We start from the raw sequence: 14,951 nt of genomic DNA on the forward strand, positions 1-14,951 counted from the left end.
CGGCCCGGGCTGGACTAGCGAGACTTAAAGCATAGCGCTTGCGCGTGGCTTTTGCAGATGCGGCCGGTACTGGCGGAATCAAGCCGGGTGCCTCTGCCGGCGGGCGAAAAAAAAGCCGGCGCGCAACGGGCGGCCGGCTTCGGTCGATGCGCGGCGCGACGCCGCGGCAATGGCCGTTACTGGGCCTTCGGCAGCCCTTCGAGCTTCATGCCGGGCTTGATGCCCTTCGCCGCGAACCAGCCCTTGCTCATTTCGAGCGCGTAGACGCCGTTGTTGCGCGGGCAGTGGTTGTCGGTCGTCTCGGCCTTCATCTCGTCGATGTCGGTGATCGTGCCGTCCGCGCGGATGAACGCGATCGACAGCGGGATCAGCGTGTTCTTCATCCAGAAGCAGTGCACTGCGTTCTCGTTGAACACGAACAGCATGCCTTCGTTCGGCGCGAGCTGCGAACGGTACATCAGCCCCTGTTCGCGGTCGGGGTCGTTCGCGGCGACGGCCGCGTCGATCACGTACATGCCGGCGCGCAGCTTCACGCGCGGGAATTCGCTCGGCTGCTTGGCGCCAGGGGGCACTTGCGCGCTGGCGGCCTGCATGCCGAGCGCGAGGACGGCGAGCGCGGCGGGAAACACGGCGGCGCGCGCAAGGCGGCCGAGCGACGAGCGCAGGGAGAATTGCACAGCAAGGCTCCTATCTGGAAAACGAGACCCGCATGGTACGCGATGCGCACCGGCGGGCACACAAAAGAAAAAGGCAGATCGCCTTGCGGTGATCTGCCTTTCAACGCCGTAAGAACGGCAAGACTGCGTGTTCTTGACTGCGTTATTACAGCAAGCTTACTTAGTTCGAAGCAGCTGCCGGTGCTGCTGCGTCGCTTGCTGCAGCCTTCTTCGATGCCTTGTGGTGCTTCTTAGCTGCGTGGTGCTTCTTAGCAGCGTGCTTAGCCGGTGCCGAAGCAGCTTCAGCAGCTGCCGGAGCAGCTTCCGGAGCCGATGCTTGTGCGAAAGCAGCCGTTGCGAAGAGGCCAGCGACCAGAGCGGCGATCAGTTTGTTCATGTTGTGTTCCTCAGCTTTAGTTAATTAACCAAATGACCCGGCAATAGGAGTCATGTCGTCTAACGGTGCCATCCACCTTTCGGTTGACAGACGCTTCGAGAAATTTCTCATTGCGCTGCGGGCGCCGAATCGTATTCGATTAAAACGTCGCTTTCGTGACGCAAACACGGGTTCGGCTGCCAATGCCGGATAGCTAAGGTTGGCATCTGCGTGGTTTAACGCGCGATCTTCGCAGGCGGTTGACGAAAAAGATGACGAAAAATTCGCCCGTCGCGAATTCGTCATCCGGCAGGCGCGAAACCGTCCCACGGCGCGCGCGGCGGCAGCGCGATTGTTTCTCCCGGTGCAATGCCGAGCGCAAATATATCCAGCGCTCCGACGCCGACGCGCACCAGGCGCAACGTCGGGAAGCCGACGGCCGCCGTCATCCGGCGCACCTGCCGGTTCTTGCCTTCGGTGATCGCCAGCTCGATCCACGTCGTCGGGATCGCGGCGCGGTAGCGGATCGGCGGGTTGCGCGGCCACAGCGTGTCGGGCGGTTCGATGAATTCGGCGCGGCATGGGCGCGTCACGTAGTCGCCGAGGTCGACGCCGCGCGCGAGCGCCTTCAGGTCGGCGGGGCCGGGCGAGCCCTCGACCTGCGCCCAGTAGCGCTTGACGAGCTTGTGGCGCGGTTCGGCGATGCGCGCCTGCAGCGCGCCGTCGTCGGTGAGCAGCAGCAAGCCCTCGCTGTCCGCGTCCAGCCGGCCGGCCGCGTAGACGCCGGGCGTTTTTACCCAGTCGCCGAGCGACGGGCGCGTCTCGTGCGCGGAAAACTGGCAAATCGTGCCGAACGGCTTGTTGAGGGCGATCAGGTTCATGGCGGGGCGTCCGCCCGGCGGGCCGCGGGAAGCGGGGGCGGGCGGTCTATGGCAAATGGCGGAATCTTAATGCATAATACGGAACGGCAAGTCCTCTGTCTTATATAAGACATAAGTGGGGTCTTGATACGCAGTGCCGCGCTTCATGCCGAAGTGCCCGGTTGGGGCGCTAGAATAGCGGCTCGCTGTTGCCGTCACGGGGTGGCCATGCCGCGCCCCCGCCGCGCGCGCAGCTTCGACCAGCATCACCTGCTCAGCCACGTCACTGGAGTCGATCATGCCGTATCAGCACATCAAGGTTCCGGAAGGCGGTGACAAGATCACCGTCAACAAGGACTTCTCTCTCAACGTTTCCGATCAGCCGATCATTCCCTATATCGAAGGCGACGGTACGGGCTTCGATATCACGCCGGTCATGATCAAGGTCGTCGACGCGGCGGTCGCGCATGCCTACAAGGGCAAGCGCAAGATCCACTGGATGGAGATCTTCGCGGGCGAGAAGGCGACGAAGGTGTACGGCCCGGACGTGTGGCTCCCGGACGAAACGCTGCAGGTGCTCAAGGAATACGTGGTGTCGATCAAGGGGCCGCTCACGACCCCGGTCGGCGGCGGTATCCGTTCGCTGAACGTCGCGCTGCGCCAGGAACTCGACCTGTACGTGTGCCTGCGTCCGGTGCAGTACTTCAAGGGCGTGCCGTCGCCGGTGCGCGAGCCGCAAAAGATCGACATGGTGATCTTCCGCGAGAACTCGGAAGACATCTACGCGGGCATCGAATGGGCCGCGGGCTCCGAGCAGGCGAAGAAGGTGATCAAGTTCCTGCAGGACGAGATGGGCGTGAAGAAGATCCGCTTCCCGGAAACCTCGGGGATCGGCGTCAAGCCCGTGTCGACCGAAGGCACCGAGCGTCTCGTGCGCAAGGCGATCCAGTACGCGATCGACAACGATCGCAAGTCGGTCACGCTGGTGCACAAGGGCAACATCATGAAGTTCACGGAAGGCCTGTTCCGTGATGCCGGCTACGCACTCGCGCAGAAGGAATTCGGCGGCGAGCTGATCGACGGCGGCCCGTGGATGCGTGTGAAGAACCCGAAGACGGGCAACGAGATCGTGATCAAGGATTCGATCGCCGATGCGTTCCTGCAGCAGATCCTGCTGCGCCCGGCGGAATACGACGTGATCGCCACGCTGAACCTGAACGGCGACTACATCTCCGACGCGCTGGCCGCGCAGGTCGGCGGCATCGGGATCGCGCCGGGTGCGAACCTGTCGGATTCGGTCGCGATGTTCGAAGCGACCCACGGCACCGCGCCGAAGTACGCGGGCAAGGATTACGTGAACCCCGGTTCCGAGATCCTGTCGGCGGAAATGATGCTGCGCCACCTCGGCTGGACGGAAGCAGCCGACACGATCATCGCCGCGATGGAGAAGTCGATCCTGCAGAAGCGCGTCACGTACGACTTCGCGCGCCTGATGGAAGGTGCGACGCAGGTGTCGTGCTCGGGCTTCGGTGAAGTGCTGATCGAGAACATGTAAGTCCCCTTCCGGGGTGGGCCGGCGCGTGTCCGGCCGCCCCGGCGCCTACTGCCGGCGCCGGAGCGTTTCGTGGATGGCAGGTTTGTTGGCAGGGCGGTCCGGCATGCGGGCCGCGGCGCCGCGATGCGGCCCGGAGCCCCTGCAAGGTAGAACATGACGGCCCTCGCAACACCACCGCCCGGCTGAGCCGGCGCGCCCCTTTCGCGACCGACCCGGTCGCTCCCCGCCGGTTACCCGCCGGCGCTCCCAGTCCAAATTTTCAAGTAGCAACGCATCGACCATGTCCACTTCGCCCAAGATCATCTACACCCTCACTGACGAAGCGCCCGCGCTCGCGACCTATTCGCTGCTGCCGATCGTCAAGGCCTTCACGCGCTCGTCCGGCGTCGCCGTCGAAACGCGCGACATCTCGCTCGCCGGCCGCATCATCGCGGCATTCGCAGACGTCCTGCCGCCCGAGCAGAAGGGTGCCGACGATCTGGCCGAACTGGGCCAGCTCACGCTGAAGCCGGAAGCGAACATCATCAAGCTGCCGAACATCAGCGCATCGGTGCCGCAGCTCAAGGCCGCGATCGCCGAACTGCAGGCGCAGGGCTACAAGCTGCCGGCCTATCCGGAAGATCCGTCGACGGACGAAGAGAAGGCGGTCAAGGCCCGCTACGACAAGATCAAGGGCAGCGCGGTGAACCCGGTGCTGCGCGAAGGCAACTCGGACCGCCGCGCGCCGCTGTCGGTCAAGAACTACGCACGCAAGCATCCGCACAAGATGGGCGCATGGAAGGCCACGTCGAAGGCGCACGTCGCGCACATGAGCGAAGGCGACTTCTACGGCAGCGAGAAGTCGGCGCTGATCGCCGATGCCGGCAGCGTGAAGATCGAACTCACGACGGCCGACGGCGCGAAGAAGGTGCTGAAGGAAAAGACGGCCGTGAAGGCCGGTGAAGTGATCGACGCATCGGTGATGAGCCGCAACGCGCTGCGCAGCTTCATCGAAGCGCAGATCGCCGATGCGAAGGCGCAGGACGTGCTGTTCTCGGTGCACCTGAAGGCGACCATGATGAAGGTCTCCGATCCGGTCCTGTTCGGCCATTTCGTGTCGGTGTTCTACCGCGACGCGCTCGCGAAGCACGCTGACGTGCTGGCGCAGGCCGGCTTCAACCCGAACAACGGCATCGGCGACCTGTACGCGCGCCTGAAGGACCTGCCGGCCGACACGCGCGAAGCGATCGAAGCCGACATCAAGGCCGAATACGCCGTGCGTCCGCGCCTCGCAATGGTCAACTCCGACAAGGGCATCACGAACCTGCACGTGCCGAGCGACGTGATCGTCGACGCATCGATGCCGGCGATGATCCGCGATTCGGGCGGCATGTGGGGTCCGGACGGCCAACTGTACGACGCGAAGGCCGTGATTCCGGATCGTTGCTACGCCGGTGTCTACCAGGCCGTGATCGAGGATTGCAAGCAGCACGGCGCGTTCGATCCGGTCACGATGGGCAGCGTGCCGAACGTCGGCCTGATGGCGCAGGCGGCTGAAGAATACGGTTCGCACGACAAGACGTTCCAGATCCCGGCGGACGGCGTCGTGCGCGTCACCGACGAAGCGGGCAACGTGCTGCTCGAGCATGCGGTGGAAGCGGGCGACGTCTGGCGCATGTGCCAGACGAAGGACGCACCGGTGCAGGACTGGGTCAAGCTCGCGGTGAACCGCGCGCGCGCGACCGGCGCACCGGCCGTGTTCTGGCTCGATCCGGCTCGCGCACACGACGCGCAGATCATCGCGAAGGTCGAGCGTTACCTGAATGATCACGACACGAACGGCCTCGACATCCGCGTGATGACGCCGGTCGACGCGACGCGTTTCTCGCTCGATCGCATCCGCGCGGGCAAGGACACGATCTCGGTCACCGGCAACGTGCTGCGCGACTACCTGACCGACCTGTTCCCGATCATGGAACTCGGCACCAGCGCGAAGATGCTGTCGATCGTGCCGCTGATGGCCGGCGGCGGGATGTTCGAAACGGGTGCGGGCGGCTCCGCGCCGAAGCACGTGCAGCAGTTCGTCGAGGAAGGCTTCCTGCGCTGGGATTCGCTCGGCGAATTCCTCGCGCTGGCCGCGTCGCTCGAGCACCTCGGCAACGCCTATCAGAACCCGAAGGCGGTCGTGCTCGCGAAGACGCTCGACCAGGCGACCGGCAAGTTCCTGGACGAGAACAAGTCGCCGGCGCGCAAGGTCGGCGGCCTCGACAACCGCGGCAGCCACTTCTACCTGTGCCTGTACTGGGCGCAGGCGCTGGCCGAGCAGTCCGACGACGCGGCGCTGAAGGCGCAGTTCGAAGGCGTGGCGAAGGCGCTGTCCGACAACGAAGCGCGCATCCTGGAAGAACTGGCGGCTGCGCAGGGCAATGCGCAGGCCATCGGCGGTTACTACCGTCCGAGCGTCGACCTGACGAGCCAGGCGATGCGCCCGAGCGCGACGCTGAACGGCATCGTCGACGCGGTCGCCTGACGCGGGCCGCGCGATCGCGCGAGTCGATGCGTGTACCGGCGCGGCGGGCATTGCCGCCTGCCGCCCGTTACAAAAGGAAAACGCCCCGGACGCCCGGGGCGTTTTTCGTTGCAGGCTTGCCATTCAGACGTGAACGATTTCCCATTCGGCGATTTCGTGCGGCACTTCGAGCGTGGCCGTGTCCAGTTCGGACAGTTGCTCGCAGTCGCCGCGGGAGATGTGGTCGGCTGCCACTTCGGGGCACGAGAACGCGCCGAGCAGGGCGTTGCCGAACGTCGCTTCCCAGCCGCCGTTACCCGGCAGGATGTAGAACGACCCGAGCGCTGAACCAAAGCGAAATCCCTTCATTTCCGTTCTCCCTTTCTGATCACAAGCGATTCTGTTGTGCCACCTGATGGCCCGACTGGCTGCTTGCACCGGGCTCCGTATCGAACGTCGTGGCGAAGCGTCAGTGCATGGGACAAAGTCTACGTCCGGGACCCGATCGGATGGTGCATGTAGAACGGCTTCACTAAACAAAAATTCTCTTTTAAAAACAAATAATTATTTTCATCGTTTTGTATTGTGGAACGTTTTTTGGCATCGCGAAACGGGAAATTTGTGCCCTGCACCACGAATTTTTACAACGCAGAGACTTGTTCCGCATCGTGAAAAATTGGCGGGTTGGCAGGCCGATGGCGCGACAAGCGCCAGGGCGGGGCCGAACGACAGGCGCCGGGCGACCGCCTAGAAGCCGCAAGCGGCTGGGTTGAGTGGGGTTGCGGTCGCGAATGACGCGCCGTGCAGCGCCGGTCGGCGATGTCGGTCGACGTGTATGAATCGGGTAAGGCGTTGTTGAACGCTGCGGCGTATCGCCGCCCGGCCGGCGGCGGCGCTTTTCAATATGGGCCTGCGGTTATGATGACGCGGGCATCAGGATTCGCGTCGCGCATCGAGCGACAGCCAGCCGGCGCGGGCGTTGCGGCGGCCGCGCGACGCAGCATGGATAACGAGGAACGATTGATGATACGGAGAACCTTCCTGTCGCGCGCCATCGGTGTCGCGGCCGCGTCGCTGTTCGCGCGCGCCGCGTGGGCGCAGCATGCCGGTCACGCAGGCATGGCCGGTATGGACTCGATGGACGACATGCCCGGTATGTCCGGCATGTCGGGGATGGCGGGGATGGCGGGTCACGGGCAGCACGGCAAGTCCGCACCGGCCGCGCTCGCGGCCGCCGACGCGCTGCCGGCAGGCGCGCCGCTTGCGGCGCTGCGCACGCTCGCGAACGAAAGCCGCGAGCCCGGCACGTTCCGGGCCACGCTGGTGGCGCAGCCGGTAGCGCGCCCGATGCTGCACGGTGCACGGCCGACCACGTTCTGGCAGTTCGGCGCGGGCACGCAGGGCCCCGTCGTCGGTCCGCTGATCGACGTGCGCGAGGGCGACACGGTCGAGATCAAGTTCGTGAACCAGCTGCCGCAGCCGTCGACGATCCACTGGCACGGCCTGCCCGTGCCGCCCGACCAGGACGGCAATCCGTCCGATCCGGTCGCGCCCGGCGCGTCGCGCGTGTACCGCTTCACGCTGCCGAAGGGGAGTGCCGGCACCTACTGGTACCACCCGCATCCGCACATGATGACGGCCGAGCAGGTCTTCCGCGGGCTGGCCGGCCCGTTCATCGTGCGCGCCGCGGACGATCCGCTGGCGGGCTGGCCCGAGCGCAACCTGTTCGTGTCGGACCTGAAGCTTGCGCGCGACGGCACGATTGCACCGAACGACATGATGGACTGGATGAACGGCCGCGAGGGCCAGTTCGTGCTGGTCAACGGCGCGCGCCGGCCGCGGATCGACGTCGCGGGCGACGAGCGCTGGCGCGTGTGGAACGCGTGCAGCGCGCGCTACCTGCGCGTTGCGTTCGACGACGGCCGCGCGTTCGAGCACGCGGGCACCGACGGCGGGCTGTTCGACGCACCGCGCCGCGTCACGTCGCTGCTGATCGCGCCGGGCGAACGGGCGGAGCTGCTGGTGCGTGCCGGCGATCGCCCGTCGCGCGCGGTGCTGCAGGCGGCTGAATACGACCGCCGCAAGATGTCGATGTCGCACGATGACGGGCACGGCAGCCTGCCGCCCGATCCGGCGCTGGCCCTGGCCGACGTCGCGTTCGCGCCGGCCGCCGTACGTGTGCTGCCGGCGACGCTGCGCGCGGTGCCGCCGCTGGGCGAGCCGGTCGCGCACAAGGAGGTCGCGTTCGGCGAAGAGATGGACATGGATGCGATGATGAAGGGCGGGGCGCACGGCCGCCCGGCGGGCATGCGCTTCACGATCAACGGCGACACCTACGCGCCGCACCGCGCGACGCTCACGAGCCGCCGTGGCGACGTCGAGCGCTGGACGATCCGCAATGGCACCGACATGGATCACCCGTTCCACCTGCACGGCACGCAGTTCCAGGTGATCGAGCGCGCGTCGGGCGGTTCGCGCACGAGTGAACCGTTCCGTGCATGGCGCGATACCGTGAACGTGCGCAGCGGTGAAACCGTGACGATTCTCGTCACGCAAGACATGCCCGGCGAGCGCATGTTTCATTGCCACATTCTCGAACACGAGGATCTCGGCATGATGGGCACGCTGAAGGTCGTGTAACGAAGTAGCGATTATGTTTCACGTGCCGGACGAGTATCCGATTCGCGCGCGAGACAAGACAATACGTGTTCAATTATCGGGATTGAACGAAAAGGCCGGCCAATCGATTATCGATTGGCCGGCCTCAAATAAAGAAACCCGGCGCAATACATGCGCCGGGTTTCTTCGTCTGATATCCGGTGCCTTATGCGGCCTGGATGTTCGACGCTTGCTTGCCCTTCGGTCCTTGAACGACGTCAAAGCTCACCTTCTGGCCTTCCTTCAGCGTCTTGAAGCCATTCATGGTGATAGCCGAGAAGTGCGCAAACAGATCCTCACCGCCCTCATCGGGAGTGATGAAACCGAAGCCCTTCGCGTCGTTGAACCACTTAACGATACCAGTTGCCATTTCCTACTTCCCCTGTCACACAGTCGCTGCTACTTACCACGAGCACGCTCGAAAAGCTAAACGACCGGAAAATACAGCCGTTCCCCCCTCACAAGCTCACCTTCGGCCTCTTTCATTTTGCCAACCGGCAAATTGAAAAAAGTGCCAGCTTGATTGTTGGCGCTCTTTATTGGAGTGTCAAGTGGAATTTTTAGACGTTTAGAGGGTCGTTGTAAAGAACCCATTTTCAGGGTTTTTCCGGCTTTGCTTGGCAGCACGCGGCCAAGCGCGAGGTCTTGAAAAGCCGCATAATCGGCTCATATACCAGGCTCGAGTGACACGCGTTCGAGTCGTCCCGGCTTGTGGGATACTGGATGCGGACACGACGTTCCGTGTGCGGTTCCCCCTGACGGTTCGTGTTCCGCGCCACGCGTGAAAGCCGGCACCGCAGCCGGCTTTCGTATGGCACGAAGAAGATCGCGTGTTCCGGGATTCCGGGGAGGGCGCCGGCCGGTCGGTCGGGTAATGGCAGGATTGCGGGCCTGTCCGAGTTGTTTAGAATGGGTGTATGGCGATTATCCCGGACAAGCAGGACAGCACCGTCCTGGAACGCAAGCAGCAGAAGCTCAAGCCGCCTTCGATGTACAAGGTGGTGCTGCTGAACGACGACTTCACGCCGATGGAGTTCGTCGTGATGGTGGTCCAGGAGTATTTCAAGAAGGATCGCGAGACGGCCACGCAGATCATGCTGAAGGTCCATCGCGAAGGGCGAGGGGTTTGTGGGGTCTATACGCGGGACATCGCGTCGACCAAGGTTGAGCAAGTCGTTACCCATGCGCGGCAGGCCGGGCATCCGCTGCAGTGCGTGATGGAGGAAGCATGATTGCCCAGGAATTGGAAGTCAGCCTGCACATGGCGTTCATGGAAGCACGCCAGGCGCGCCATGAGTTCATTACGGTCGAGCATTTGCTGCTGGCCCTGCTGGATAATCCGACGGCAGCCGAGGTGTTGCGCGCGTGCGCGGCAAACATCGAGGACTTGCGTCAGAACCTGCGCAATTTCATCCACGACAACACACCTACCGTGCCGGGCACCGACGATGTCGATACCCAGCCGACGCTCGGTTTCCAGCGCGTGATCCAGCGCGCGATCATGCACGTCCAGTCGACGTCGAACGGCAAGAAGGAAGTCACCGGCGCGAACGTGCTGGTCGCGATCTTCGGCGAGAAGGATTCGCACGCGGTGTACTACCTGCAGCAGCAGGGCGTCACGCGCCTCGACGTCGTGAACTTCATTTCGCACGGCATCGCGAAGACGAACAGCGGCGAAGCCGCAAAGTCGGCCGATGCGAACGCGGAAAGCGAAGACGCGAATGCGCAGAAGGAAACGCCGCTCGCGCAGTTCACGCAGAACCTGAACCAGATGGCGAAGGACGGCCGCATCGATCCGCTGATTGGTCGCGAGCCCGAGGTCGAGCGCGTGGTCCAGGTGCTGTGCCGTCGCCGCAAGAACAATCCGCTGCTCGTCGGCGAGGCCGGTGTCGGCAAGACCGCGATCGCGGAAGGGCTCGCGTATCGCATCACGCGCGGCGAGGTGCCGGACATCCTCGCGAACGCGCAGGTCTACTCGCTCGACATGGGCGCGCTGCTCGCGGGCACCAAGTACCGCGGCGATTTCGAGCAACGCCTGAAGACGGTGCTGAAAGAGCTGAAGGAGCGTCCGCACGCGATCCTGTTCATCGACGAAATCCATACGCTGATCGGCGCGGGTGCCGCGTCGGGCGGCACGCTCGATGCGTCGAACCTGCTGAAGCCGGCGCTGTCGTCGGGCACGCTCAAGTGCATCGGCGCGACCACCTTCACCGAGTATCGCGGCATCTTCGAGAAGGATGCGGCGCTGTCGCGGCGCTTCCAGAAGGTCGACGTGACGGAGCCGACCGTCGAGCAGACGGTCGCGATCCTGCGCGGGCTGAAGTCGCGCTTCGAGGAGCATCACGGCGTCAAGTATTCGTCGGGTGCGCTGTCGGCCGCGGCCGAACTGTCGGCACGCTTCATCACCGACCGTCACCTGCCGGACAAGGCGATCGACGTGATCGACGAAGCGGGTGCCGCTCAGCGCATCCTGCCGAAGTCGAAGCAGAAGAAGACGATCGGCAAGAGCGAAATCGAGGAAATCATCTCGAAGATCGCCCGTGTGCCGCCGCAGAGCGTGTCGCAGGACGACCGAAGCAAGCTGCAGACGCTCGACCGCGACCTGAAGAGCGTCGTGTTCGGCCAGGATCCGGCGATCGACGCACTGGCTGCGTCGATCAAGATGGCGCGCGCGGGCCTCGGCAAGATGGACAAGCCGATCGGCGCGTTCCTGTTCTCCGGCCCGACGGGCGTCGGCAAGACCGAAGTGGCGCGCCAGCTCGCGTTCACGCTCGGCATCGAGCTGATCCGCTTCGACATGTCGGAATACATGGAGCGTCACGCGGTGAGCCGCCTGATCGGCGCGCCGCCGGGCTACGTCGGGTTCGACCAGGGCGGCCTGCTGACCGAAGCCGTCACGAAGAAGCCGCACTGCGTGCTGCTGCTCGACGAAATCGAGAAGGCGCATCCGGACATCTTCAACGTGCTGCTGCAGGTGATGGACCACGGCACGCTGACGGACAACAACGGCCGCAAGGCGGATTTCCGCAACGTCATCATCATCATGACGACGAACGCGGGCGCCGAGTCGATGCAGAAGGCGACGATCGGCTTCACGACGCGCCGCGAGACGGGCGACGAGATGACCGACATCAAGCGCTTGTTCACGCCGGAGTTCCGCAACCGCCTGGATTCGATCATCAGCTTCCGCTCGCTCGATGAGGAAATCATCATGCGCGTGGTCGACAAGTTCCTGATCCAGCTCGAGGAACAGCTGCACGAGAAGAAGGTCGACGCGCTTTTCACCGACGCGTTGCGCAAGCACCTCGCGAAGCACGGCTTCGACCCGCTGATGGGCGCGCGGCCGATGCAGCGGCTGATCCAGGACACGATCCGGCGCGCGCTGGCCGACGAGTTGCTGTTCGGCAAGCTCGTCAACGGCGGCCACGTGACGGTCGACGTCGACGAAAACGACAAGGTGCAGCTGTCGTTCGACAAGCTGGCGAACCCGCCGCACAAGCCGAACGAAGAGGCGGTCGAAGTCGAGTAAGCGATAATCGGGTAGTTCATGCGAACGGCGCGGGATGTCTTCCGCGCCGTTTCGTTTTATCTGGCGCCGGCGGCGCGTTGGTGGTGCAGGGGAGTGGCAACGCAGTGACACAACAACAACGGACGTTCGACGACATCGTCGCGCGCGAACAGGGTTTGCGCCATGCGCTGACGTCAGGGCAGATGGCGATGATCGCGATCGGCGGCGCGATCGGCACGGGGCTGTTCCTCGGCAGCGGGTTCGCGATCGGGCTCGCCGGCCCGAGCGTGCTGGTCTCGTATGCGATCGGTGCGCTGATCGCGCTGCTGCTGATGGGCGCGCTCGCGGAAATGACGGTCGCGCACCCGACGGCCGGTTCGTTCGGCGCGTATGCCGAGCACTACGTCGGCCCGCTGGCGGGCTTCCTGGTGCGCTATGCGTACTGGTTCGCGGTCGTGTTCGCGATCGGCACCGAGATCAGCGCGATCGCCGTGTTCATGAAGTACTGGTTCCCGGCCGTGCCCGGCTGGTACTGGGTAATCGGCTTCTCCGCGCTGCTGATCGCCGTGAATCTCGCGAGCGTCACGCTGTACGGCACGGTCGAATATGCGTTCTCGCTGCTGAAGATCGCGGCGATCGTCGTGTTCATCGTGCTCGGCGCGTATCTCGTGTGGTCGGCGCCGGCCGCATCGGGCATCGGTTTCGCGAACTACACCGCGCACGGCGGCTTCATGCCGAAGGGGCCGTGGGGTACCTGGGTCGCGGTGATCGTCGCGATCTTCAGCTACATGAGCATCGAAGCCGTCGCGATCGCGGCCGGCGAGGCACGCGATCCGCAGCACGCGGTCACGCGCGCGTTCCGCTCGACCGTGTTCCGGCTCGTGCTGTTCTACCTGCTGACGCTGTCGCTGATGCTCGCGATCGTGCCGTGGACGCAGGCCGGTACCGACGAAAGCCCGTTCGTAAAGGTGATGGCCGCGACCCACGTGCCGTACGCGGCAGGCGTGATCAACTTCGTGCTGCTGATCGCGGCGCTGTCGGCGATGAACAGCCAGCTTTACGTGACAACGCGGATGATGTTCAGCCTGTCGCGCGCGCGACTCTCGCCGGCGGTGTTCGGCCGGCTCGGCACGAACGGCGTGCCGCGCGCGGCGCTGTGGATCTCGACGAGCGGCGTCGCGGTGGCGGCCGTGCTGGTCGCGCTGGCACCCGACACCGCGTTCACCGTGATGATGGCGATCGCGATGTTCGGCGCGCTGTTCACGTGGCTGATGATCTTCGTCACGCACCTGCGCTTCCGTGCACGGTATCGCGGCCCCGCGCTCGCGTTCCGGATGTGGGGGCACCCGTTCGGCAGCCTGCTCGGTGCGGGGCTCGTCGCGGCGATCCTGTTCACGACCGCGTTCACGCGCGAATTCCGGATGACGATGGTGGTCGGCGTCGTGTTCGTCGTGCTGCTCACGCTCGCGTACGCGCTGCATTACCGGCACCAACACGCACGTTGATGGTCATGGCGCGGCTGTCTGCGTCGACTCCCCGTTCGTTAAGGTGCCGTTAAGCCCGCGGCGACTACATTCGATCCTGTCTGCAAGGCGGGGCGGCTCGCGCCGGCCCGCCGCTTTCCTGCATAAAGGGGTTCGAATGAACAAACTTCCCGAAATCACGCTCGCGTTCTGGATCATGAAGATCTGCGCGACGACGCTTGGCGAAACCGGCGGCGACCTGCTGTCGATGACGCTGAACGTCGGCTACGCGGTGAGCTCCATCCTGCTGTTCGGTTTCTTTCTCGTGACGCTGGGCGCGCAGCTCAAAACGACACGCTATCGCCCGGCGATCTACTGGGCCGTGATCGTCGCGACGAGCACGGCCGGCACGACGATGTCGGACTTCATGGACCGCACGCTCGGCCTCGGCTATGCAGCCGGCTCGTCGATCCTGGTCGCGATCCTGCTGGCCATCTTCGCGGTGTGGCGACTCAGCGGCGAATCGCTGTCGGTCGACCTGATCCGCACGCGCAAGGTCGAGCTGCTGTACTGGATCGCGATCCTGTTCTCGAATACGCTCGGCACTGCGCTCGGCGACTTCCTCGCGGACAGCTCGGGGCTCGGCTTCGGCGGCGGCGCGCTGCTGATCGGCGGGCTGCTCGCGCTGATCGTGCTCGCCCACTACTTCACGCGGATCTCGGGTGTGCTGCTGTTCTGGGCCGCGTTCGTGCTCACGCGTCCGTTCGGTGCAACGGTCGGCGACCTGCTGACGAAGCCGGTGGCGAAGGGCGGTCTCGCGCTCGGCACGATCGGTTCGTCGGCCGTGCTGCTTGGGGTGCTGGTCGCGCTGGTGATCTACGCGATCGTGGCCCAGGCGCGGCAGCGCGGCCTGACGCCCGTGCGGATCGCACAACCCGTCGAGGAATGACGGCGAAGGAAAAGAAAAAGGGGCCTTCTAGGAGGCCCCTTTTTCGTTGCGTTGACCCGTCCTGAAATAGGTTGACACTTTTTCGCCGAAGCGAAGAGGTGCCAAGTGCAACAAGGGATCAAACGAACGCAGCGGGACTACAGCCTGGCTTTTAAGCTGTCGGTGGTGGCGCAGGTCGAAAAAGGCGAACTGACGTACAGAGAGGCGCAGCAGCGCTACGGCATCCAGGGGCGCTCGACCGTGCTGGTATGGTTACGCAAGCACGGCTTGCAGGATTGGGCCGATCCATCCGGCCGTGCGCGATCGGGTTCCACCATGCCAAAGCCAGACTCAAAGCCACTCACACCGGAGCAGCGCATCAAAGAGTTGGAGACGCAGTTGCGAGAAGCGCAGGAGAAAGCCGCGCTGTTCGAGGCGGTGATCGACGTGATGCGCAAG

The 14,951-nt window shown here is 64.5% G+C and carries 12 protein-coding genes and 1 pseudogene; 8 read left to right on the plus strand and 5 right to left on the minus strand.

The genetic code is table 11. The features are described 5' to 3' along the window. Positions 1 to 176: 176 nt before the first annotated feature. From QZM67_RS18970 to QZM67_RS18980, 3 genes are all read right to left on the minus strand, one after another. On the minus strand, positions 177 to 677 hold the full coding sequence (locus QZM67_RS18970; protein ID WP_089451158.1) for a DUF192 domain-containing protein: 501 nt from the start codon (positions 675 to 677) through the stop codon (positions 177 to 179). Positions 678 to 837: 160 nt separating this feature from the next. After that, complete coding sequence (locus QZM67_RS18975; protein ID WP_011352970.1) at positions 838 to 1,053, minus strand: hypothetical protein; 216 nt, start codon at positions 1,051 to 1,053, stop codon at positions 838 to 840. Positions 1,054 to 1,334: 281 nt separating this feature from the next. Then, on the minus strand, positions 1,335 to 1,913 hold the full coding sequence (locus tag QZM67_RS18980; protein WP_175024842.1) for a pseudouridine synthase: 579 nt from the start codon (positions 1,911 to 1,913) through the stop codon (positions 1,335 to 1,337). A 277-nt stretch (positions 1,914 to 2,190) separates the two neighbouring features. Between QZM67_RS18980 and icd the strand changes: the two genes are divergently transcribed. Both icd and QZM67_RS18990 read left to right on the plus strand, forming a co-directional pair. Further along, complete coding sequence (icd, locus tag QZM67_RS18985) at positions 2,191 to 3,447, plus strand: NADP-dependent isocitrate dehydrogenase (protein WP_006478026.1); 1,257 nt, start codon at positions 2,191 to 2,193, stop codon at positions 3,445 to 3,447. 280 nt (positions 3,448 to 3,727) lie between these two features. Beyond that, positions 3,728 to 5,956, plus strand: a complete 2,229-nt coding sequence (locus QZM67_RS18990; RefSeq protein WP_301805754.1) for an NADP-dependent isocitrate dehydrogenase — start codon at positions 3,728 to 3,730, stop codon at positions 5,954 to 5,956. A 123-nt stretch (positions 5,957 to 6,079) separates the two neighbouring features. Here QZM67_RS18990 and QZM67_RS18995 read toward each other — a convergent pair whose 3' ends face one another. After that, positions 6,080 to 6,304 carry a hypothetical protein gene (locus tag QZM67_RS18995; protein ID WP_006490888.1) on the minus strand — a complete coding sequence of 75 codons (225 nt, stop codon included), beginning with the start codon at positions 6,302 to 6,304 and terminating at the stop codon, positions 6,080 to 6,082. Between the two features lie 654 nt (positions 6,305 to 6,958). On the opposite strand from QZM67_RS18995, the gene QZM67_RS19000 reads away from it, so the two are divergent. Then, entirely contained in the window at positions 6,959 to 8,575 is a 1,617-nt protein-coding gene (locus QZM67_RS19000; protein ID WP_301805757.1) for a multicopper oxidase family protein, read from the plus strand. A gap of 184 nt (positions 8,576 to 8,759) precedes the next feature. Here the strand turns inward: QZM67_RS19000 and QZM67_RS19005 are convergent, their stop codons facing one another. Beyond that, positions 8,760 to 8,963 carry a cold-shock protein gene (locus QZM67_RS19005; RefSeq protein ID WP_006478030.1) on the minus strand — a complete coding sequence of 68 codons (204 nt, stop codon included), beginning with the start codon at positions 8,961 to 8,963 and terminating at the stop codon, positions 8,760 to 8,762. A 547-nt stretch (positions 8,964 to 9,510) separates the two neighbouring features. Here QZM67_RS19005 and clpS point away from each other — a divergent pair. From clpS to QZM67_RS19030, 5 genes and pseudogenes are all read left to right on the plus strand, one after another. Then, positions 9,511 to 9,825: an ATP-dependent Clp protease adapter ClpS gene (clpS, locus tag QZM67_RS19010; protein WP_006398529.1), complete on the plus strand. Its 315-nt coding sequence runs from the start codon at positions 9,511 to 9,513 to the stop codon at positions 9,823 to 9,825. After that, the gene (gene clpA / locus QZM67_RS19015; protein WP_301805761.1) at positions 9,822 to 12,122 is read left to right on the plus strand and encodes an ATP-dependent Clp protease ATP-binding subunit ClpA; all 2,301 of its coding nucleotides are present in this window, start codon (positions 9,822 to 9,824) and stop codon (positions 12,120 to 12,122) included. Before clpS ends, clpA begins: the two co-directional genes overlap by 4 nt. A gap of 104 nt (positions 12,123 to 12,226) precedes the next feature. Further along, positions 12,227 to 13,606: an amino acid permease gene (locus tag QZM67_RS19020; RefSeq protein ID WP_301805763.1), complete on the plus strand. Its 1,380-nt coding sequence runs from the start codon at positions 12,227 to 12,229 to the stop codon at positions 13,604 to 13,606. A gap of 136 nt (positions 13,607 to 13,742) precedes the next feature. Further along, complete coding sequence (locus tag QZM67_RS19025; RefSeq protein ID WP_301805765.1) at positions 13,743 to 14,513, plus strand: hypothetical protein; 771 nt, start codon at positions 13,743 to 13,745, stop codon at positions 14,511 to 14,513. A gap of 105 nt (positions 14,514 to 14,618) precedes the next feature. Continuing rightward, positions 14,619 to 14,951 (plus strand): annotated as a pseudogene (locus QZM67_RS19030) (IS3 family transposase); the annotation flags it as partial.

This window comes from Burkholderia sp. AU45251 (assembly GCF_030482905.1).
Lineage (GTDB): Bacteria > Pseudomonadota > Gammaproteobacteria > Burkholderiales > Burkholderiaceae > Burkholderia > Burkholderia aenigmatica.

What these genes read in the sequence shown, in the direction of transcription:
- QZM67_RS18975 (WP_011352970.1), bottom strand. Translation starts at nt 1,053, where the DNA reads ATGAACAAACTGATCGCCGCTCTGGTCGCTGGCCTCTTCGCAACGGCT.
- clpS (WP_006398529.1), top strand. Translation starts at nt 9,511, where the DNA reads ATGGCGATTATCCCGGACAAGCAGGACAGCACCGTCCTGGAACGCAAG.
- icd (WP_006478026.1), top strand. Translation starts at nt 2,191, where the DNA reads ATGCCGTATCAGCACATCAAGGTTCCGGAAGGCGGTGACAAGATCACC.
- QZM67_RS18995 (WP_006490888.1), bottom strand. Translation starts at nt 6,304, where the DNA reads ATGAAGGGATTTCGCTTTGGTTCAGCGCTCGGGTCGTTCTACATCCTG.
- QZM67_RS18990 (WP_301805754.1), top strand. Translation starts at nt 3,728, where the DNA reads ATGTCCACTTCGCCCAAGATCATCTACACCCTCACTGACGAAGCGCCC.
- QZM67_RS19000 (WP_301805757.1), top strand. Translation starts at nt 6,959, where the DNA reads ATGATACGGAGAACCTTCCTGTCGCGCGCCATCGGTGTCGCGGCCGCG.
- QZM67_RS19005 (WP_006478030.1), bottom strand. Translation starts at nt 8,963, where the DNA reads ATGGCAACTGGTATCGTTAAGTGGTTCAACGACGCGAAGGGCTTCGGT.
- QZM67_RS19025 (WP_301805765.1), top strand. Translation starts at nt 13,743, where the DNA reads ATGAACAAACTTCCCGAAATCACGCTCGCGTTCTGGATCATGAAGATC.
- QZM67_RS18980 (WP_175024842.1), bottom strand. Translation starts at nt 1,913, where the DNA reads ATGAACCTGATCGCCCTCAACAAGCCGTTCGGCACGATTTGCCAGTTT.
- clpA (WP_301805761.1), top strand. Translation starts at nt 9,822, where the DNA reads ATGATTGCCCAGGAATTGGAAGTCAGCCTGCACATGGCGTTCATGGAA.